Source organism: Spirosoma terrae (genome assembly GCF_010435915.1).
Classification (GTDB): domain Bacteria; phylum Bacteroidota; class Bacteroidia; order Cytophagales; family Spirosomataceae; genus Spirosoma; species Spirosoma terrae.
Window position 1 is genome coordinate 1 of the sequence record NZ_JAAFZH010000022.1, and the last position, 18,997, is coordinate 18,997.

The following is an 18,997-nucleotide window of genomic DNA, read 5'->3' on the forward strand; positions in this document are numbered from 1 at the left end:
ATCTATTGGTTCCGGGAGAAGTCTTATTTAATAATACCAACAGCCAGGAGTTAGTTGGAAAAACAGTTTATTTCGACATTGATGGCGAATACTTTTGCTCTAACCATATCACCCGTATAAAAACCAACGAACGTTTGAGTGGCGAGTTTCTGACGCATCTTTTTAATCTATATCAGCGTCGGAAGGTATTTTTCAAAAGCTGTATTAACTGGAACAATCAATCAGGGATTAATACCGATATTCTTCGAGGAATTAGAATTCCTTTGCCTTCCATTAGCGTGCAAAAAACTATTGCGGAACATATAGATGATATTCGCCAGCAAGCGCAATCCCTCCGCCAACAGGCTGAACGCGATTTTGCCGAAGCAAAACAGGAAATTGAGCGGATGATTTTAGGCTAAATACTATTTGTTACAACAAATCTAATACTTGCATAGTTTTTGCATATATGTAACACATAACAGAGTATATAAACTTCGTTTATTGCTTATAAACAATGGGTTATCCACAAATAAATACGTAGCAATGTGGGTAACCCATTCGAAAAAGCAGTAAATTTGTAACAGATTTTCCCAACATCAACTTTACGATATGAACACCCAACACGAAACGGTCGGCCAGAATATCCGGCAGTTTCGCGAGCGGCTGGGCTTTACCCAAGCCAGCGTAGCGGATTATCTGGGCATTGCCCGCGAGCTAATCAGCTATTACGAAACTGGCGCCCGCTCCGTCTCGACCGACCACCTCCAGAAATTAGCCGATCTGTTCGGTATCGACGCTTATGATCTGCTCGAAGCAGATAGCGCTCAGCAACAAATTAACGTAGCGCTGGCTTTCCGGGCCGAAGATCTTACGGCTGAGGATTTAGCGAGTATTGCTCAATTCCGGCGCGTTGTCAGCAATTACTTAAAAATGCAACACGTTTTGGCCGATGAAACGTAAACACAACAGCACGCAGCTACTGCTTGAAAAACGAGCCAGTGAATTCCGGCAGATTCACGGCCTTAATGATCGTGAACCGATTCGTCTGAAAAGTCTGCTGCAGAAGCTGAACGTACAGACGTTGTTTAAACCGCTGGGTGATCAGTTTTGCGGCATGGCGATTAAGTCAGGTCAGCATCGGTTTATGCTGGTCAACAGCAATCAATCGCTGGGACGCCAACATTTCACCATTTGCCACGAACTGTACCATCTGTTTATTCAGGATGAATTTACCTTTCAGGTTTGCGTACCGGGGCAATTTGACTACAAAAATCCTGAAGAATATAAAGCCGATTGGTTTGCCGCGTATTTGCTCATTCCGCGCGACGGTGTACTGTCGCAGATCAACGATTTAGATCAACTTGATTTAAATCAAATCAAGTTGGAGACCATTCTGCAAATTGAGCAGTATTTTTCCTGTTCACGGCAAGCATTACTACGTCGGCTAGAAGATATGGACATGATTGAACGAGCTTATAGCGAATCATTCAAACAGGATGTGAAGCGCTCTGCTACGTTGTTCGGGTTCACAACTGAACTCTATGAACCGGGTAACGCCGGGCAACACATTGGCGATTATGGCGCGAAAGCCAAACAACTATTTGATTCAGAGAGAATCTCAGAAAGTCATTACTATGCCCTTTTAACAGACTTAGGTATTGACATGAATACCTTGCAAGTTTAATGTAATCCATAATGAGTAAGATTATACTGCTTGACGCTGACGTAGTATCTCACTTTATATACGCTGGTGAGATACTGTCCCTGCCCAAAATATTTCAACCCATACCAATTCGAATACTGGACAAAGTCTATGAAGAGCTAGAGCAGTGGCGAGAGAAGAAGATACAGGTAGATAACCTTGTCAATATGAAATTACTGGAAATAATGCCTTTCCCGGACAGCAATCCTGCTATTGTCCGGGAATTTTTGCATATTCAGAAAATGATGTTTAGAGGCAAAGGGGAAAGTGCCTGTATGGCCGTTGCCCAATATACGAAGGACATTTTAGCCAGCAGCAATCTGAAAGACATCAAACGCTATTGCGAGATGCATAAGATTATCTATCTCACTACTATGGATTTTTTATGTCACGCACAAGCAACAGGCTTGTTTGATGAAACCCGTTGCAATACGTTTATACAAGCCGTTCGAAGTAAAGGACAAAAATTGCCTGTCGAAAGAATGAATGCGTTCAATTGTCGTGATTTGTCCGGTATTGATAAATAGCTTTTAACTTACTCACTACGTAGCGATTTGACCGGATTGGTCAGGGCGGCTTTGATACTCTGAAAACTGACCGTAACAAAAGCGATCCCCAGTGCCAGTAAACCGGCTACGGCGAAAATCCACCACGATATGGTAATCTTATAGGCGAAATTCTGCAGCCACTTATTCATCGCATACCACGCAATAGGCGACGCGATCACAATGGCAATCACCACCAGGGTCAGGAAGTCTTTCGAGAGCAACAAAACAATGTTGGAAACCGACGCCCCCAATACTTTCCGAACGCCAATTTCTTTGGTACGTTGCTGTGCCGCAAAAGCTGCCAGACCAAACAAACCCAGACAGGAAATCAGGATCGAAATCGTAGTGAAATAGCTAACAATCCGCGATGTACGGGCTTCTGCTACGTAGTTCTTCTGAAAATCTTCGTTTAGGAACGTGTACGAAAACGGCTCGTCGGGGCGCAGGGCTTTCCACTTCTCTTCCAGAAAGCTCAGTACGTTTGCCATATTGTCGGTGTTGACATGGACAACGATATAGTTATAATCAGGACGGCTGTTGAGCAGGAATGCATACGGATTGATGGTCTGATGCAGCGTTTCAAAATGAAAGTCTTTCAGTACGCCCACAATTTCGTACTGGTTCGTGTTACCCTGCCAATCCATGTTCAGTTTATGCCCGATTGCTTTTGACAGCGGAATCTGAAACGCCCGTAATGTAGCTTCGTTGACAATCAGCCGCCCGTTGGTGTCGCCCGGAAACGCTTTCGTGAACAACCGACCCGCCAACAGTTTGAAACCCATCGTTTGCAGGTAATCGTAATCGACCCAGTCGGTTTCTACGCTCTTACCCGTGGTTGCGCCCAACTCAGGACTATACAGCAGAAAATCGGTAGCATTATTGATTCCCGGATAATACTGCGTACCCGCAGCACTCACAATCTGATTATTCTGAAGAATTTCATTCCGGTAAGCAGTGTAGATCCCATGTGCTTCCCTGCTGCTGAGTGGAATGGCAATCTGCTGGTCCTGCGTGAAACCCAGGGGCGTATTACGCAGAAAACGCATCTGTTCCTGAATAACGAACGTAGCCAGAACTAAGCCCACTGAAATCACAAACTGAAACACAACCAGACCACGACGTAGCGCCACCGCCGACAACGTATTGCTGAACTTTCCTTTCAGCACATGCGCCGGATTAAACAACGACAGGTAGAAAGCCGGGTAACTTCCGGCCAGTAAACCCGTCAGTAACGCCAGTCCAATAAATGTCAGCAGAATGATTGGCTCAAATAGCTCCGATATACGTAGCGCCTTGTCAGTCAACTGATTGAACACCGTTAAAAACAACGCCACCATCCCAACAGCAATCACCAGCGCCAGCAACGACAACACCATCGATTCACCCAGAAACTGCCCAATGAGCGAGCCTCGTTCGGCTCCCATCACTTTCCGAATGCCCACTTCGGCAGCCCGTTTTGCCGAACGCGCCGTCGACAGGTTCATAAAATTGATGCAGGCAATCACTAGTGTAAATAGCGCAATTGATGCCAGAATGTACAGATAGGTTTTGGTATTGGTAGGCGTAACCACCGTACCAATCTCATGAAATAGATGAATATCAGGAACAGAAACCAGAGATAACTTTTTGGCGAATCCTCTGGCCTTTAAATCCTTGCTGGCGTACTTTTCCATGAAGGCCGGAAATTTCTGCTGTAGCTTCGCAGGATCGGTATCGGCACGTAACTTCAGATACGTAACAAACATATTGTTACAGCAGAAATCCAGGGGACCTTCCCGCAGAAAACTCCCAACCCACCCCGCCGACAGAGGCAGAAAAAAGCGAGCGTCGATATGCGACCGGGCACTCTCGTCGCGATACACACCCGTTACCTTGAAATCCTCGCCATTGCCCGACGTACCGCTGATACGTATCAGTTTGTTCAGCGCGGGCGTATTGCCAAACAGTTTGCGGGCGATTTCTTCCGATAACACCACAGAGTGCTGATCGGTCAACGCATTACGTGGGTTCCCTTCCGTGAATTGATAGGTAAAGAGATCAAAAAACGTCGAATCGACCTGGTAGCCTTTTGTCTCATAGAACGATTTAACGGTTTTGCCGCCTTCCCGCACTTGTAGCAGCGATTTATCGTCGATCAGGTTAAGCCACAACCGCGACACCTGTTCTATTTCCGGGAACTCTGACTTGAGGGCCGAAGCGTAGGTTGCCGAAGCGGTCGAGTTCATATCCCGGCTGGCTCCTGCATCTTTATTACCCGTCCCGATGATGGTTTCCTGCGCCATTAGGAATAATCGGCTGGCGTTTTCATGATGCTTGTCAAATGACAGTTCGCTACGTATATAGAGCAGCAACAGCATGCAGCAGGTCATCCCGACCGACAGGCCAAAAATATTGATCGCCGAGAAAGACTTGCTTCTTAGCAGATTTCGGACAGCAATTTTAAGATAGTTGGTTAACATGAGGCCATTTCGTTCATTAGCTACCGCTATCCGGCGCAACTACTATGCCATGCCCTAAAAAAGGGTCTGTAGCTAATTCAGCGCCTATTCAGCCAACAACAGGTGTCCGAAACCGTACAGTGAATGTCCGCTTGCAGCGGTAGACAGGCCAGCCAAATACACACCCGATCAGGCATAAAAAACCGCCACAAAACACAAACGGCTCTATGGCGGGAACGGGTTAGACCGCGGAGAAATTAATGAAAAAACCAGCTGTCAGGTATAGGTTTTACCTCGCCACCGTCTTCGCTATAAGCGTTATTTATTGAGCATGTCGAAAAACTCCTTAGGCGCTATGATTTTCGTCCCTTTATAATTACTCATTGTAAAATCTCTTGTATTGCCAGTCACAATGTAATCGGCCTGGCAAGATTCTGCGAGTTCTAATAACCGATTATCAGCTTCGTCGCTAATTAGGTCTACAGTCATAGTCGGCTTAAATAGCAGCGAGCGGCTTTCGATATCGGCCAGTAGCAGTTGCGCTCTTATCTGAAAATCAGGAAATCGATTGAACTTATCCCGATTTAATACGTCGAGATATTCATTAAAAAGTTTTTCAGAAAGACAAATTTGCAGGCTTGTATCGACAAGAACCCGGTCGACAATGAAATACGGATAGCTTCGCTGAATCAGTGCCGAAACAATCACATTCGTATCAAGAATGAGCCGCATTATTTCGGACAGCATTTACTTCGGCAGAAATCTCATCCATCGACATACCCGATAGCCCGTATCGCTCAGCCAGTTCAATTGATTTTTGAAGATTTTGTCGACTTATTTCCCGGCTAACGATCTCCACAAAGTCGGAAAAAGAAAGCTGGTCATTCTTGATCCCAAACTTTTCATACTCAAGTTCCGATATTTCAATGTTCAATGTCCGCATATTCTCAATCGGTTAGCATTCCGAAGTTACGACTTTTTCGAGAAGTTATTTATTTCCCCTTAAACCGAACTACCGCTTATCTTGGCAACTTTACCAAAATCCATTACTCCATCAATCTCAACGCAAGACCCTATACTACTAATGGAAAAACCAGCTGTCAGGTACGGGTTTTACCTCGCCACCGTCTTCGCTGTAGGCAAGCTTGAGTGTGAAACCCCCACCCGCTTCAATGAAATCGACGGCAAACGGATGTAAACCCGCTTCCAGCGCAATCTGACCGCTTTTCTCAACAGGCGCATGCTGGCCATCGTTATCAACTACCAGTTGGTCGGCGATACGTAGAACACCGCCGTCATCGCAGGTGAAATAGAAATTATATCGGGCTTTTTTCGGCACCTTGATATAGCCATTAATTTTTGCCCCAAACGACGGCCATTTTAACGTATCGCTAAGCTGTACGTTCGATAAAACCTGCCGACGCACTACGTTGCCCGACATAGCTTTTGTGTTCCTGAAGGTCCCTGCATAAAATGCAGCATCCAGACCCGGCTTCGCGTCTGGCACATTAACCGCTTTTTTCCAGCCGCTTTCGGTAAACGTAACGGTATACAATTCACTTTTAGCCCCATTTCTGGCGATGGCTGCAAAACGCACATGTCCGGGCTTCGTAATGGGCAATGCACTGGTAAATACCGGGCTGGCTTGCGTAGGCAGCGTACCATCTACGGTATAATGGACCCGTGCCGTTGGCAACGGATTCTGCACCCGTAACGTAGCACGACCATCGACCAACACCTGCTGGTCAGCGAAACCACTCAAATCGGGCAGTCGATAACGTAGCGCCATTTTATCCCACAAGGCAAAATGATGAATCAATCGTTGCTGATACGTATCAAACAGCGACTTATTGGTCCAGACCCGTTCGGCCAGCGCGCTTAATCGGGGCAAAATCATAAACTCCAGCCGGGCAGCCGATGGGATCATTTCGGTCCAGACGTTAGCCTGTGCCCCTTTTACGTAGTGTGCCAGATCAGCCGGTATGTCGCTTGGCACAACCTGCAACTGATACGTACTGGCCAACGTGCTTTTATTAGGCAGGTAATCGAAATACAATGGATTGGTAGGCGTCATCACCAGATCATGGTGGCGCGTCACGGCTTTCAGGGGCGCATCTTTCACCCAGCCACGCCAGTACATCACACGCATGGTAGTATCGACCTTACCTTCCAGAATTTCGTCCCAGCCAATAGTAATTTTGCCTTTCTGCCGGATAAACGTATTCACCCGATTCACGAAATAACGCTGCAGATCATGCACATCAGAGAGCTTTTCGCGTTTCATCAACTCCTGACAAAGAGCCGATTTTTCCCAACTGCTTTTCTCCACTTCATCAGCACCAATATGTACAAACCGGCTGGGGAATAAGTCGATCACCTCACCTAATACACCTTCTACGAACTGGTAGACCTCTTCTTTACAAACACAGAGGGGCACCGAAAACTGCTTACCCCAACCAGCCGAACTACCGTCTAGCAGCTCGGGATACGCTTTTGTTGCCATCATCATATGCCCCGGCATATCAATTTCGGGCACTACGTCGATATGTCGTTCGGCAGCGTAGGCAATAATGTCGCGCATGTCGGCCTGGGTATAAAAACCGCCGTATTCCTGCTGACCGTTTTTAGTACGTAGATGTTCCGCGGGCAACGCGAAATCCGGGTTTTCTTTCGATTTGGCAATACAGGCGGAGTCCTGATTATTGAATAATCGCCAGGCACCCTCCTCGGTTAATTTGGGGTATTTTTTAATTTCCAGCCGCCACCCCTGATCGTCGGTGAGGTGCAAATGCAGGGTATTAAATTTGTAAAGCGCCAGCAGATCAATAAACTTAAACAGGTAGTTTTTCGAGAAAAAATGCCGCGCTACATCCAGTTCAACGCCCCGCCATTCGTAGGTCGGCGCATCCTGAATCGTTACGTAAGGCAACGCATTATCGCTCCCGGAAAACTCGATGAGTTGACGTAGTGTCTGCAAACCACTGAACATACCTTCTCCCGTTTTGGCTTCCAGTCTGACCCCGTTTTTGTTAATCTTCAGTCGATAAGCCGTATTGGCGAGTTGCTCATTTTTTAGCAATTGTAGCGTGGCCTGACTGGCAGTGGCTTCTTTCAATGACGAATTTTCCAGCAGATTTTTGTTTAGATACCGTAGTTCGTTGGCAAATACCTTCGGGTCGGAACAGTAATACGTAATCGACTGACCGGCAAAACGATACGCTCCAGGTTGGGCGTTTACTTGTTGCGGATAAGGAATCAGATTGAGTTGACCAAAGCCAGTACAGGCCGAAAAAAGAAGAAACGAAAAAAATAGAAGAAGTGCGTACCTTTTCATTAACGGATTGATAGCGAAGACGTACTGTTTGGTTGAGAAAATTGATAATCCATTCAGCGCGAATTCGGGATTAGAACGGCCACAAAGGTACGTAACGGAACAATTCCATGAATTCAGGACTCGGTTGTCCCAGACAGCATCTTGCTGTCTGGGTAAAAAAAGAGAGCCATGCGTTTCCTGCATGACTCTCTTGATTAAGGCTCGGTTATTTATTAAAACTGTACATCCTGAATCTCGGGCGTTACCGAAAAAACCTTCCTGGCGAATGGGCAAAGCGGCATAATTTTCACGTTCTGTTCACGGGCGAACTCAACGGCTTTCATCACCAATTGTTTGCCGATACCTTTACCGCCATAGGCCTCATCCACCTCCGTATGGTCGATGATAAACTTATCGGGCCCAGCCCAGGTATAGCTCATTTCTCCGGCCGTTTTATCACCATCTTTGGCTAGAAAAGTGCCCTTTTTCACATCGTTGTGCTGTACTATTTCCATCGTTTTAGTCTTCTAAATACCCAAATTTACCCTGATTGAAGTCATTGAATGCCTCGACCAATTCCTGGCGGGAGTTCATCACAAACGGGCCATGTGCGGCAATAGGCTCGTTAATTGGCTCGCCACTCAAGACCAGCACAACAGCGTCACTAGTGGCCTGAACGGTGAACGTATCACCATCGTTGGCCATCAAGGCCAGATGATCGGTCGGTACTTGCTCGGTATCATTTACCATAACACTTCCTTCCAGTACCAGCAGCAATGTATTATAATGAGCCGGAAATGAAAAATCGGCCTGAGCACCAGCTTTCAACCTAGCATTATACATGTGGATGGGCGTAAAGGTTGTGGCGGCTCCAAATACGCCTTTGTAGGAACCGGCAATAACCTCAATTTCACCCCCATTATCCGCTACGTAGTACCGACTGATGGTTTCATTTTTAATGGCCTGGTACTTGGGCGTGCTCATTTTATCCCGGGCGGGCAGGTTTACCCACAGCTGAACCATTTGAAATTCACCACCCTGCCTGCTCCACTCCTCTTCGTGATATTCTTTGTGAAGCACACCACTGGCGGCTGTCATCCATTGTACATCTCCTTCGCCGATTACGCCCCCTCCGCCACTGCTATCGTGGTGTGCTACCCGACCTTTATAAGCAATAGTTACCGTTTCAAAACCCCGGTGTGGGTGCACGCCCACGCCCTTGGGCGAACGGGCGGGCGGGAAATTATATTTGGAATTATAATCGAGCATCAGGAATGGGTCCATGCGCTGCATGTCCATCCGATAACCACTCGGAATAAAGTTATGAACCCGGAATCCGTCGCCCACAAAATGGGGTTCTCTCGGACTCGCTACTAATTCTACTGATTTCGTTGCCATAGTCGTCGTATCGATTTGGTGCTACAAACGTACTACAGCGGACTGCCTCCCGCATTGATGTATGATAAGAAGTTAGCGCCTGAAATTTTTCTGTGCCAACTCTTTCCGAACGCGGCTCAGGCTTTCGGGCGTGATGCCCAGATATGACGCAACCAGAATTTGCGGCACCCGAAGCAGCAGATCAGGATAGATCCGGATAAAATCAAGATAGCGCTCTTCTGCCGTAGCGCTCAGCAGTTGCGTAATTCGCTTCTGTAATTGCCGAATGTGGCTATGCAGCAGTTTATTATTAAAATCGAGAAAGGCCCGGTTGCTTTGCGCCAGCTCGTTAATAAACCGTTCGTCGACCAACAGGACCTCGGTGTTTTCCAGCGCCTGGATGAAATAAGACGAAGGCTGGTTGAAGAATAGGCTTTCGCGATCAGTCACAAACCAGTTTTCGGGCGCAAATTGTACGATATGTTCTTTCCCTTTCTTATCGATGGAATACTGACGTAGCAACCCCTGTTCAACAAAAAATGAGTGCGTACAAAATTCGCCCGCCCGTACCAGAAAATCGCCTTTGTTGACAAACCGCATCTGGCAGTGCCCCAGCAGTTCATCGAGCGTATTCTTATCGATATCGATATTGGACGTCAGAAACGTAGTAAAGCGAAAACGATGCATACTTGTAGCCTGAGCGGGCAAAGTTACTCACTACGTAACGATTTAACCGGGTTCATCCATACAGTACGTATCGTTTGTGACAAAATAGTTAGGGAGCCAACCAACAGTACCAGTCCGAAACCTATAGCTAAATTGGTAGGCCCCAGATCAACTGTGTTATACATTCGATCACGAAGAAGTTTACCGCAGAACCAACCCGCTGGCACGCCAAACAATCCAGCCCAGAACAGTAATTGCAGAAACGTCTTCGATACGATCCAGATAATTTCGGAATGACTCGCCCCCACGATTCGACGAAGACTGATTTCTCGGGTACGTACGTCAACCGCGTAGGCCGATATGCCCAAAATACCCAGACAAGCAACCAGCATAACCAGCATACAGAAAAAACGGAAGAAGGCATTGACTTGACCAAAGCCGCCCTGCATATCAGCGGTGATTTTCTGATCATAAATAGACACGTCGGGCAAACGGTCCTGTACGTTCTGTTGCCAGATACGACGGCAAGCATCCGCCACAACGCCCGCCTGGCCGGGCCGCGTTTGTATAGCCAACAATGTAGCTTTCTCGGGCAGGTATCGATATACAGTCGCCTGTGGAGGACCAAGTTGTTCTGCTGGATCGACCACTACACCCGCAATCCGTACCATCGTGGAATCAAGCGTAATGAGCTGACCTACGGCGGTTTCGGGTGTGTGCCCCGGAAGAAGCCGTGCTGTTGCCTCGTTGATCAGAATAAACTGCTCGTTCGTTGCCGACATATCAGACGGGAGGTTCCGGCCCGCCCGCATAGTCAGATTGAAAACAGGAACATAATTGGGATCAATACGTTTAGCGGAAAGGTTTTTTGGAGACGTAGTACCCGCCACTCGTAGGGTACATTGTTCCATAGCCTGATAAACAGGTACCTGATTCGTTAACGACACGTTTTTAACCTGACTCAGTTGTTCAATTTGATGTTTGAGTGTGGCAGCCGGCTCATCTCGTAACGACAGAAGCACTACGTCCGGCGGGATTATACGCTGCAGCCGGTTGCTGGTCTGGCTTTGGGTATCCTGAAGAATCACCACGAATACCATCAACATGGTTGTTACAGCAAACTGAATCACGATCAGGACTCGATAAAATCCAACGTGTCGAAACAACCGCATGGTTTGCAGATTACGTAGCACCTGCACAGGCTGAAAACGCGACAACAGACCCGCCGGTATGGCCCCCGCAACGATTCCCGTCAGCACTACGTATAACAGTAGCCAGCCTATCAGCTGCGCATTGAAGAACGTCGGTTTGCGGAAGGCTTGAGGAAGCCAGCCCGAATTGGCAACATTATACCAGACAATTAATGCTATCCCTAATGCCAGCAATGCAATCAGGGTTGACTCGGTCAGAAATTGCCCGAAAATCTGGTTACGCAAGGCCCCATTGGCTTTACGAATACCGACCTCTTTCGCTCGACTGAGCGATCTGGCCAGCGAAAGACTCGTGTAATTAAACGCAGCTAATACGGTCAGGGCCAGAATCAAAAACAGGTTTGTGTTAATCCCTGACCAGTTCATACCCGCATGAAAATCATTACGTATGGCTGGATTCCACGGCGTTATATCATCAATAGGCTGAGCCCAAAACGTTAACGACTGGCTGTGATTATTCGCTTGAACTTGGTGGTTGAACTTACTTAGAGATAGTCTGAATGAAGCGGCATCAGCAGTTGAACGCAACAGCGCATAGGTAGCGGTAGTTTTGTAATCACTCCACGTAGCAGACGTTACTGGCAGTGCACCCGTCTTTTCCAGACTCCGGGCAGTTTGCAGCGATAAAACGGCTTTAAGCGGTAAATGGGTACGTAGCGGAGGCTCCCGAATAATGCCCGCTACGGTAAAAACCCCCAATCCATCGAGCTGGATAGACCGATTCATTGGATCGTTCCCACCAAACAACTGAAACGCGGTGGATTGACTCAACAGGACAGTATTGGGCGAGCTAAGCGCAGCTTCCGCATTACCCGCCGACAATGTAAAGCCAAACACGTTAAAGAACGACGGCTCTGTAAACGTTACGTCGATGAGCTGCTCACCTTTTTCGCTCAGCACCCGAACCGGTCCGCCCTGTCGAACCTGTACCAGCTTTTCGACAGCGCTCATTTTACGAATGGCAGAAGCAATGGGTTCCGGCGTAGTAGCCCAGCTGGTCTGCCCTTCGGGCGTAGTCGCGTCGGTTATGATTCGATACGTACGGTCGAGGTAGGGATGAAAATGGTCCGTGTCAAAATTATCCTTAATTCCACTAACCAGACCAACGCCTACTGCCATACTAAGGGCCAATCCGGCAATGGTAACAACCGAAAACAATTTGTTACGCCAAAGGCTACGTAGCGTGATTTTGAGGTAGTTGCCGAGCATAGTATTTTCCAGTAAGTTTGTTCGAATCCGACGACACAGCTATGTATAACCCGATGTCAGCCAACGCACTGTTTGCCAACGAAGATATGAGCGTTTATGGGCCAAAAGCACATCAACGTATTATCTCTAAACTTAACTCAGGCCTGGGGCCACTTTATTACCATCAGCATAGCATCAGTTTGGAACCTTTACCTGAAACGATGCTGAATGAAGGCGAAGCGAGTCCAGTTCCTGATCTGATTTTATATGACAATGATAATCGGACGACACCAATTATTATTGAAGTCTGTCATACAGACGTGGCTTCGGCGCGATTTGCGTAAAGTGATTCGCCTGATTGACGAAGACGACTATGGCATCATTGAGGGCTTCGTTTACGATTATATTGCTAAAAAGTGGTTCCGTTACCGTAAAGGCGATGGCGCGCTCCCTATCGAATCGTCCTATTCTGATTTGCTAACCATCGACCTGAATCAGTTTCTGTAAGACATCAATACGTAACAAACGATATAGAAGCCCGATTCAGTAACGTTTCGATTACTCACTACGTAACGATTTAACCGGGTTCATCAACGCGGCTTTAATACTTTGGGAACTCACTGTGAGCAAGGCAATACTCATGGCAAGTGTACCCGCCAGAGCAAACATCCACCACTCGATCTCAATTTTGTAGGCAAACTTCTGAAGCCATTGATTCATAATATACCAGGCAATGGGCGAACTGATGATCAGTGCTATCAAAACCAGCTTTACGAAATCCATCGAAAACAGGCCGAAAATATGAGCCGTAGATGCGCCCAATACTTTACGAACGCCCACTTCTTTGGTCCGGGTTTCAGCCATAAAGGCCACTACGCCATAGAGGCCCAAACAACCGATAAACAGGGCAATGATGGCCAGCAATCGGAAAAGGGCATAGCTCTGCTCTTCCGATTTATAAAAACTGGCCAGCGTTTCATCCATAAATTCATAGCTAAACACGAATTCCGGGAACGTTTCTGTCCAGGCAGTTTGAACCTCGTTGACGATGCGATTGATCGCATCGGTTCCGCCCTGCTGAGTCGACAATTTAAGGCCCAGGGTGTGGTAATTGGAACGCATGGTTGTTAATACACTTGGTTCCACACGGTCACGCAGCGAGAATTGATTGAAATCCTTTACAACGCCCACAATTGGCTTTTTGACGTCGGAACCCGCAACTTCCATCATTTTGCCAATAATCTGCTCCGGCTTTTGGAAGCCCAGTCGTTTCATGAACGTTTCGTTGATGACCAGTTCGCGTATGGTATCGGCCGATTGATACATTCGTCCGGCCAGCAGTTTTATGTCATAAGTACGCGCGTACGACGTATCGCCAGGACGCATTAAAATACCAAAATCATAGGCATTTTCGTCGGTCCCGAACCGAAAACCGGTTGTCCAGTTAAGGGTCGACGACGGGGTTGTCATGCCAAAACTCATGGATTGAATGCCCGGTACGTTGCGAAGTTTTGCTCGTAAGTTTTCGAGTTGACCGGGTTCATTGCCGGGGAGTTTAACGGTTAAAACGGCATCGCTGCTAAAGCCCAGATCGACCGACCGGAAATAATTCATCTGGTAGTAGGCAATGATGGTACCGATAATCAGTAGTTGCGATATAGCAAATTGCCCAATAATCAAACCTCTACGTAGCGTCAGATAACGCCCCGACTGGCTGGCCTGGATTTTTGCTTTCAATGCCACAATAGGCTGATAGCCCGATAACACCAGCGCCGGATAAAATCCCGCCAACATCGTTGTTATCAACCCCAGGAAAAGTAAAAAAGCCAGCACGACCGGGCTAAAAAGCGTTACCGCATCTGGTATCACATTTAATAAACCACCCACATAAGGCAACGATACCTGAGCCAAAAACAACGCCAGCACCACGGCAATGGCCGTTAAAAAGCCCGTTTCGCCCATAAACTGACGTAGCAACTGACTTCTGGTACTGCCCAATACCTTCCGAACACCTACCTCTCTGGCCCGACGAATAGCCTGAGCCGTCGCCAGATTAATGAAGTTAACGCAGGCCGTTCCCAGAATAAACAGTCCAATCAGCACCATAGCCCAGATCATTTCGATGCTGATGCTACGTTGCGCATAATTCGACGTATTGGTTGCGAAATGAATGTCGGTCAGCGGCTGTAGAACGTAACGTAGCGTTTTGGCGGTTTCTGGCGTATGGTATTTCTTGACGAAATTGTCCAACCGATGCTCCATCTGAGCAGCTGGTGTTTCGGCTCCTGCCATAGTAGGGGGCAGCATCATATAAATTTGCGCCCCACCATAACTCGATCCCCAATCATCTACAGGCGACGTATTGCCAAAAGCCACGACAGACGCGTGCGTCAGGAATACACTAAAGGGCAGGCTGCTCGTGGCAGGCGGAGTCTGCACTACGCCCGTTACCACAAAATCCATCTGATTGTCAATCCGAATCACTTGACCCATCGGATTGGCATCGCCGAAGTATTTATGCGCCATTCGGTCGGTCAGCACTACTGTATTTGGATTCAGCAGTGCCGTTTTTGGATTGCCTTTTTCCCAGGTATAATCGAACAGGTTGAAATATTCCGGTTCGGCAAACGTAACAACCCCATCAGGCTCCTGAAACCGTTTCTTTTCCGTATTCCCCTGCCCTCCTACCGACACAACGGCCGAACGTACCCGACTCACCATAGTCAACTGGTGTTTCATATCGGGAAAATCATTTCGAAGAGCGGCCAGCGCCGGGAACGTAATACCCGTATTCGGTTTGCTATCGGGGCTGGTTGCACTAACGCCCAGCATACGATAAATACGGTTAGCATTCGTATTGTGCCGGTCGAAGCTCAATTCATAGCGAACGGCCACGAACAGGAGCAGACAGCACGCCAGCCCCAACGCAAGGCCAAGGATATTAATAACCGAATAACTCCAGTTACGCTTCAACGCGCGAAAAGCCGTAGTGATGTAATTTGTCAGCATAAGACAGGGTAACAAAAGTTATAGGCGGGAATGGGAAAAGTAGACTTTTGCGAATGGCATGAACTCGTTTACTTTTCATACCATTCGCAATTATCATTCAGATCGTAATGACTTGATTGGATTCACTAAAGCGGCTTTGATGCTCTGAAAACTAACCGTTAAGACAGCTACTACGATGGCAAACAATCCTGCCAGGGCAAACATCCACCAGGCTAGCTCGATTTTGTAGGCAAAATTATCGAGCCATTTGCCCATGATGTACCAGGCAATGGGTGAGGCTACTACTAAGGCGATCAATACCAGTTTTACAAAATCGATGGAGAACAAGCGGAAAATGCTACCCACCGATGCGCCCAGCACTTTCCGAATACCCACTTCTTTGGTCCGGGCTTCAGCCATATACGCTACAACGCCGAACAGTCCTAAACAACCAATGGCAACGGCAATACCCGCTAACAACTGAAAGAGCTTGAACATTCGTTCTTCACTGGCGTAGAACCGGGCAATCTCTTCATCGACGAACGTATATTTGAACAAATGATTAGGGAACGTAGTAGCCCAGTCGCGTTCAATACGGCTCATCAATGGGCTAATAGTACCTACCGTATTGGCCTGCTTCGACAATTTCAGATTAGCGATTTGATACGCATCGCTATGACTGCCCAGTATGCAGGCGGATGTTTGCCGATGCAACGAATACGTATTAAAATCCTTGACGACACCAACAATCGGAATACGGGTAGCGCTTCCGCCGAGTGAAATAAGCTGCCCAATAATCTGCTGAGGCTGCTGAAGGTTCATCTTTTTAACAAACGTTTCGTTCACCACCACTTCGCGCATGGTATCAGCCGGGTAATACATCCGACCAGCCAGCAGGGTCAGTCCATAGGTTTTCACATAAGCCGTATCTGCCGGGCGCATTACTGCGCTAAAATCAGCGTCTTTGTCAGCATTACCTATCCGTAAACTGGTGCTCCAGTTGCCATTTGCTGACGGCGAAGACATACTATAACTAAACGATTCAACTTCTGGATAAGCGGCCAGTTTCGCCTTCAGGCTGGCCAGTTGCCCAGGTTTCTTTTCTGGAATGGGAATCGTAACGATGGCATCTTTAGCAAAGCCCAGATCGGCCGAGCGGAAGCGCTCCATCTGATTATAGGCAACAATAGTTCCGATAATCAGTATCTGCGAAATAGCAAATTGAAGTACGATCAAGCCCTGACGTAACGAAAAAGACCTTGTACCACTCGCTTTTAATTTACCCTTCAACGCCAGAACCGGCTGATAACCCGACAGAATCAGCGCGGGATAAAAGCCCGATAGCAGCGTCGTAAACAACGTCAATGCCACCAGAAAACCGATAACCAGCGGATCGGAAAGCCGCAATGAGTCTAGCTTAATGTTCAGCAGATCGGTAATATACGGCATCGATACCTGAGCCAGCCCCAGCGCCAGCAGAACGGCGCAGGCGGTCAACAAAGCGGTTTCACCCAGAAACTGACGAACCAGTTGCCACCTTGAGCTACCCAGCACTTTCCGAACACCTACTTCCTTGGCCCGGCGAATGGCCTGGGCCGTAGCCAGATTGATAAAATTAACGCAGGCCGTAATCAGCAGAAACAAGCCAATCAACGACATGGCCCAGATCATTTCCCGGCCTACTGTCCGATGGCTATAGTTCATCATCCGGGTCGCGAAATGGACGTCCGACAGCGGTTGTAATTCGTAGGTTTCTTCCGCAGCGTCTTCGGGCGATTTGTATTTATTTTTAAAGGCAACCAGCTGCCGGGTAATATCGGCCGCCGAACGCGTAGCTGGTAAACGCATATAAACCTGCGTTCCGCTATAGGTTGAGTTCCAGTCTTCCCAATCCGTATTAGCCCCATATTGCTTCAGCGATGAAAATGAAATCATCAGCCCAAATGGGAAATCGGAGGTTATGGGCGGATCGGCAACCAGACCCGTTACCTGACAATCCATCCGGCTATCGAAACGGAGCGTTTTGCCGATTGGGTTAGCCGAACCGAAATATTTTCTGGCCGTCGATTCGGTCAGCACAACCGAGTTTGGATTCCGTAACGACGTAGTGGGACTTCCCTTGAGCCATTTGTAATCGAAAATAGAGAAGTAAGTAGGGTCAACGAAGGCAATAGCACTGCTGCCCTCCTGTATTCGCTGTTTCTCGCCCTTAACCGTCGACACAACCACATTACCAATGTCCTGTATCATGGTTGCGTTGTTTTTCAGCTCAGGAAAGTCGTTACGCAGAGCGGCAATAAGCGGCATGGGCATACCCATGTTGTAGCCATCCACCGTAGGCGTCTTGTAGTGGCTTATTAATCGAAAAACCCGCTCCGAATTCCGGTGATGCCGATCAAAACTTAATTCATACCGTACTGCCAAAAACAAGAGCAGACAACAAGCCAGACTGAACGTTAAACCGATAATATTCAGTAACGAATAATTCCAGTTACGCTTCAGTGCGCGAAAGGTCGTAATGAAATAGCTTTTTATCATGAGGACGGTTAAACTGGTTAAAGACGATAGAAAAAGCGTTTAGGCTGTTAGGATTGGATTCGACGGAATACATTCCCGAATCGTACGCAACCGTTTATTGATGGTCCGCACCTCTTTACGGTATTTTTCGTATTCGATTGGATCAGCGGCTTTCAAGGTCATATTGTTCAGATAATGCAGAACGACCGCATCGCGTCGGGCACACATCTGATGGTAAATTTCTTCCAGTGATTGGTTGAGCATAGTTGTATAGAGGATAAATGAACGTGGTAGATGAGCTACCGATTAGTTGATAACGACAGTACCGGATTCTCCCAATTTTACTGTAAAGGCCGACTGAATTTGTAAGACACCGTTCTGGTAATAGTTTAATGTATAATCGCCTGGCGTTAATGGGATTTGATACGGAAACAGGCGCTTATCCGTCCCCGCTTTAGCATCCCGTTCAATCGAATAATCGTCGAGTTTACCGACGATTTCCAGCTTTATTTTCCCGGAACAGGTTTCGCAGGTAAACGTGGTGACCACCTGCCCGGCCTCCGCCGATGGAGCAGGCTGTGCTGATGGGCGGGGGTTATTATTCGACGTAATTGTGGTCGACTTGATAACCTTCGCTGATCTTGCCGCCCCCTGCCCACGGCGGGCAATAGGTTCAGGATCAGGGGCCGTAGTTACTTTGCCTACTCCCAACGAATCCAGGACCCTCGTTTTCAGCTCGTCTTTCTCGGTACTGGTCAGGTTCGTTACGTCGAACGTCCGTTGGTAGTTAATCGTCTTGCCATTACGTTCGCCATCAACCTGAATAGACATCGTTTTATCGTCTTCGTTAATGACGGTATTAAGCGAAGACGACGATTGCGCCATCGTTATAAAGCTCGTAACGAGCAGCAAGAAAGTTAGAATAGGTTTCATGAAAGCCAGGCCGGACACTATGTTACGGTATTCAACAGCCGTGCCATGTACTAAAAAGGCCTTTTCTAAAACAGAATCGGCCCTTCTCAAACCAGCGTTGTCCGAAACTGGACACGGTTCGTCCGATTGTGAAC

At 47.6% G+C, this 18,997-nt stretch carries 18 protein-coding genes; 6 read left to right on the top strand and 12 right to left on the bottom strand.

Translation table 11 applies throughout. The features are described 5' to 3' along the window. From GK108_RS28840 to GK108_RS28855, 4 genes are all read left to right on the top strand, one after another. Window positions 1-401, top strand: a 401-nt coding sequence (locus GK108_RS28840) for a restriction endonuclease subunit S (protein ID WP_212592912.1), incomplete at its 5' end; no start/stop codon positions are given. Window positions 402-591: 190 nt separating this feature from the next. Beyond that, window positions 592-942 carry a helix-turn-helix domain-containing protein gene (locus GK108_RS28845; protein WP_163955066.1) on the top strand — a complete coding sequence of 117 codons (351 nt, stop codon included), beginning with the start codon at window positions 592-594 and terminating at the stop codon, window positions 940-942. Beyond that, window positions 932-1,666 (top strand): ImmA/IrrE family metallo-endopeptidase, encoded by a 735-nt coding sequence (locus GK108_RS28850; RefSeq protein ID WP_163955067.1) that lies wholly within the window; start codon window positions 932-934, stop codon window positions 1,664-1,666. The genes GK108_RS28845 and GK108_RS28850 overlap by 11 nt, the downstream gene beginning before the upstream one ends. Window positions 1,667-1,677: 11 nt before the next feature. After that, entirely contained in the window at window positions 1,678-2,211 is a 534-nt protein-coding gene (locus GK108_RS28855; RefSeq protein ID WP_163955068.1) for a hypothetical protein, read from the top strand. A gap of 8 nt (window positions 2,212-2,219) precedes the next feature. On the opposite strand, the gene GK108_RS28860 is transcribed toward GK108_RS28855, so the two are convergent. The 8 genes from GK108_RS28860 to GK108_RS28895 form a co-directional block, all read right to left on the bottom strand. Next, a complete protein-coding gene (locus GK108_RS28860; protein WP_163955069.1) occupies window positions 2,220-4,691 on the bottom strand; it encodes an ABC transporter permease in 2,472 nt (823 codons plus the stop codon). A 297-nt stretch (window positions 4,692-4,988) separates the two neighbouring features. Next, entirely contained in the window at window positions 4,989-5,402 is a 414-nt protein-coding gene (locus GK108_RS28865; RefSeq protein WP_163955070.1) for a putative toxin-antitoxin system toxin component, PIN family, read from the bottom strand. Then, on the bottom strand, window positions 5,386-5,613 hold the full coding sequence (locus GK108_RS28870) for a hypothetical protein (protein WP_163955071.1): 228 nt from the start codon (window positions 5,611-5,613) through the stop codon (window positions 5,386-5,388). The genes GK108_RS28865 and GK108_RS28870 overlap by 17 nt, the downstream gene beginning before the upstream one ends. Before the next feature lie 138 nt (window positions 5,614-5,751). After that, entirely contained in the window at window positions 5,752-8,187 is a 2,436-nt protein-coding gene (locus GK108_RS28875) for a family 20 glycosylhydrolase (protein ID WP_212592913.1), read from the bottom strand. A 29-nt stretch (window positions 8,188-8,216) separates the two neighbouring features. Then, on the bottom strand, window positions 8,217-8,498 hold the full coding sequence (locus GK108_RS28880) for a GNAT family N-acetyltransferase (RefSeq protein WP_163955072.1): 282 nt from the start codon (window positions 8,496-8,498) through the stop codon (window positions 8,217-8,219). Between the two features lie 4 nt (window positions 8,499-8,502). Beyond that, window positions 8,503-9,381: a pirin family protein gene (locus GK108_RS28885; RefSeq protein WP_163955073.1), complete on the bottom strand. Its 879-nt coding sequence runs from the start codon at window positions 9,379-9,381 to the stop codon at window positions 8,503-8,505. A 72-nt stretch (window positions 9,382-9,453) separates the two neighbouring features. Continuing rightward, window positions 9,454-10,047, bottom strand: a complete 594-nt coding sequence (locus GK108_RS28890; RefSeq protein WP_163955074.1) for a Crp/Fnr family transcriptional regulator — start codon at window positions 10,045-10,047, stop codon at window positions 9,454-9,456. A gap of 23 nt (window positions 10,048-10,070) precedes the next feature. Continuing rightward, window positions 10,071-12,446: an ABC transporter permease gene (locus GK108_RS28895; protein WP_163955075.1), complete on the bottom strand. Its 2,376-nt coding sequence runs from the start codon at window positions 12,444-12,446 to the stop codon at window positions 10,071-10,073. 53 nt (window positions 12,447-12,499) lie between these two features. Between GK108_RS28895 and GK108_RS31500 the strand changes: the two genes are divergently transcribed. Continuing rightward, a complete protein-coding gene (locus tag GK108_RS31500; protein ID WP_317166593.1) occupies window positions 12,500-12,769 on the top strand; it encodes a hypothetical protein in 270 nt (89 codons plus the stop codon). Beyond that, window positions 12,762-12,932: a hypothetical protein gene (locus tag GK108_RS31505; protein WP_317166594.1), complete on the top strand. Its 171-nt coding sequence runs from the start codon at window positions 12,762-12,764 to the stop codon at window positions 12,930-12,932. The genes GK108_RS31500 and GK108_RS31505 overlap by 8 nt, the downstream gene beginning before the upstream one ends. 51 nt (window positions 12,933-12,983) lie before the next feature. Here the strand turns inward: GK108_RS31505 and GK108_RS28905 are convergent, their stop codons facing one another. From GK108_RS28905 to GK108_RS28920, 4 genes are all read right to left on the bottom strand, one after another. Beyond that, on the bottom strand, window positions 12,984-15,434 hold the full coding sequence (locus GK108_RS28905; protein WP_163955076.1) for an ABC transporter permease: 2,451 nt from the start codon (window positions 15,432-15,434) through the stop codon (window positions 12,984-12,986). A gap of 93 nt (window positions 15,435-15,527) precedes the next feature. After that, window positions 15,528-17,951: an ABC transporter permease gene (locus tag GK108_RS28910; RefSeq protein WP_163955077.1), complete on the bottom strand. Its 2,424-nt coding sequence runs from the start codon at window positions 17,949-17,951 to the stop codon at window positions 15,528-15,530. Window positions 17,952-17,990: 39 nt separating this feature from the next. Further along, the gene (locus GK108_RS28915; protein WP_163955078.1) at window positions 17,991-18,194 is read right to left on the bottom strand and encodes a hypothetical protein; all 204 of its coding nucleotides are present in this window, start codon (window positions 18,192-18,194) and stop codon (window positions 17,991-17,993) included. 42 nt (window positions 18,195-18,236) lie between these two features. Next, a complete protein-coding gene (locus GK108_RS28920; RefSeq protein WP_163955079.1) occupies window positions 18,237-18,863 on the bottom strand; it encodes a hypothetical protein in 627 nt (208 codons plus the stop codon). Between the last annotated feature and the right edge of the window lie 134 nt (window positions 18,864-18,997).

Coding starts and splice junctions, on each gene's coding strand:
- GK108_RS28880 (WP_163955072.1), bottom strand. CDS start 8,498: ATGGAAATAGTACAGCACAACGATGTGAAAAAGGGCACTTTTCTAGCC.
- GK108_RS28890 (WP_163955074.1), bottom strand. CDS start 10,047: ATGCATCGTTTTCGCTTTACTACGTTTCTGACGTCCAATATCGATATC.
- GK108_RS28875 (WP_212592913.1), bottom strand. CDS start 8,187: ATGCAGGAAACGCATGGCTCTCTTTTTTTACCCAGACAGCAAGATGCT.
- GK108_RS28860 (WP_163955069.1), bottom strand. CDS start 4,691: ATGTTAACCAACTATCTTAAAATTGCTGTCCGAAATCTGCTAAGAAGC.
- GK108_RS28895 (WP_163955075.1), bottom strand. CDS start 12,446: ATGCTCGGCAACTACCTCAAAATCACGCTACGTAGCCTTTGGCGTAAC.
- GK108_RS28885 (WP_163955073.1), bottom strand. CDS start 9,381: ATGGCAACGAAATCAGTAGAATTAGTAGCGAGTCCGAGAGAACCCCAT.
- GK108_RS28870 (WP_163955071.1), bottom strand. CDS start 5,613: ATGCGGACATTGAACATTGAAATATCGGAACTTGAGTATGAAAAGTTT.
- GK108_RS28855 (WP_163955068.1), top strand. CDS start 1,678: ATGAGTAAGATTATACTGCTTGACGCTGACGTAGTATCTCACTTTATA.
- GK108_RS28850 (WP_163955067.1), top strand. CDS start 932: ATGAAACGTAAACACAACAGCACGCAGCTACTGCTTGAAAAACGAGCC.
- GK108_RS28910 (WP_163955077.1), bottom strand. CDS start 17,951: ATGATAAAAAGCTATTTCATTACGACCTTTCGCGCACTGAAGCGTAAC.
- GK108_RS28905 (WP_163955076.1), bottom strand. CDS start 15,434: ATGCTGACAAATTACATCACTACGGCTTTTCGCGCGTTGAAGCGTAAC.
- GK108_RS28845 (WP_163955066.1), top strand. CDS start 592: ATGAACACCCAACACGAAACGGTCGGCCAGAATATCCGGCAGTTTCGC.
- GK108_RS28920 (WP_163955079.1), bottom strand. CDS start 18,863: ATGAAACCTATTCTAACTTTCTTGCTGCTCGTTACGAGCTTTATAACG.
- GK108_RS28915 (WP_163955078.1), bottom strand. CDS start 18,194: ATGCTCAACCAATCACTGGAAGAAATTTACCATCAGATGTGTGCCCGA.
- GK108_RS31500 (WP_317166593.1), top strand. CDS start 12,500: ATGTCAGCCAACGCACTGTTTGCCAACGAAGATATGAGCGTTTATGGG.
- GK108_RS28865 (WP_163955070.1), bottom strand. CDS start 5,402: ATGCGGCTCATTCTTGATACGAATGTGATTGTTTCGGCACTGATTCAG.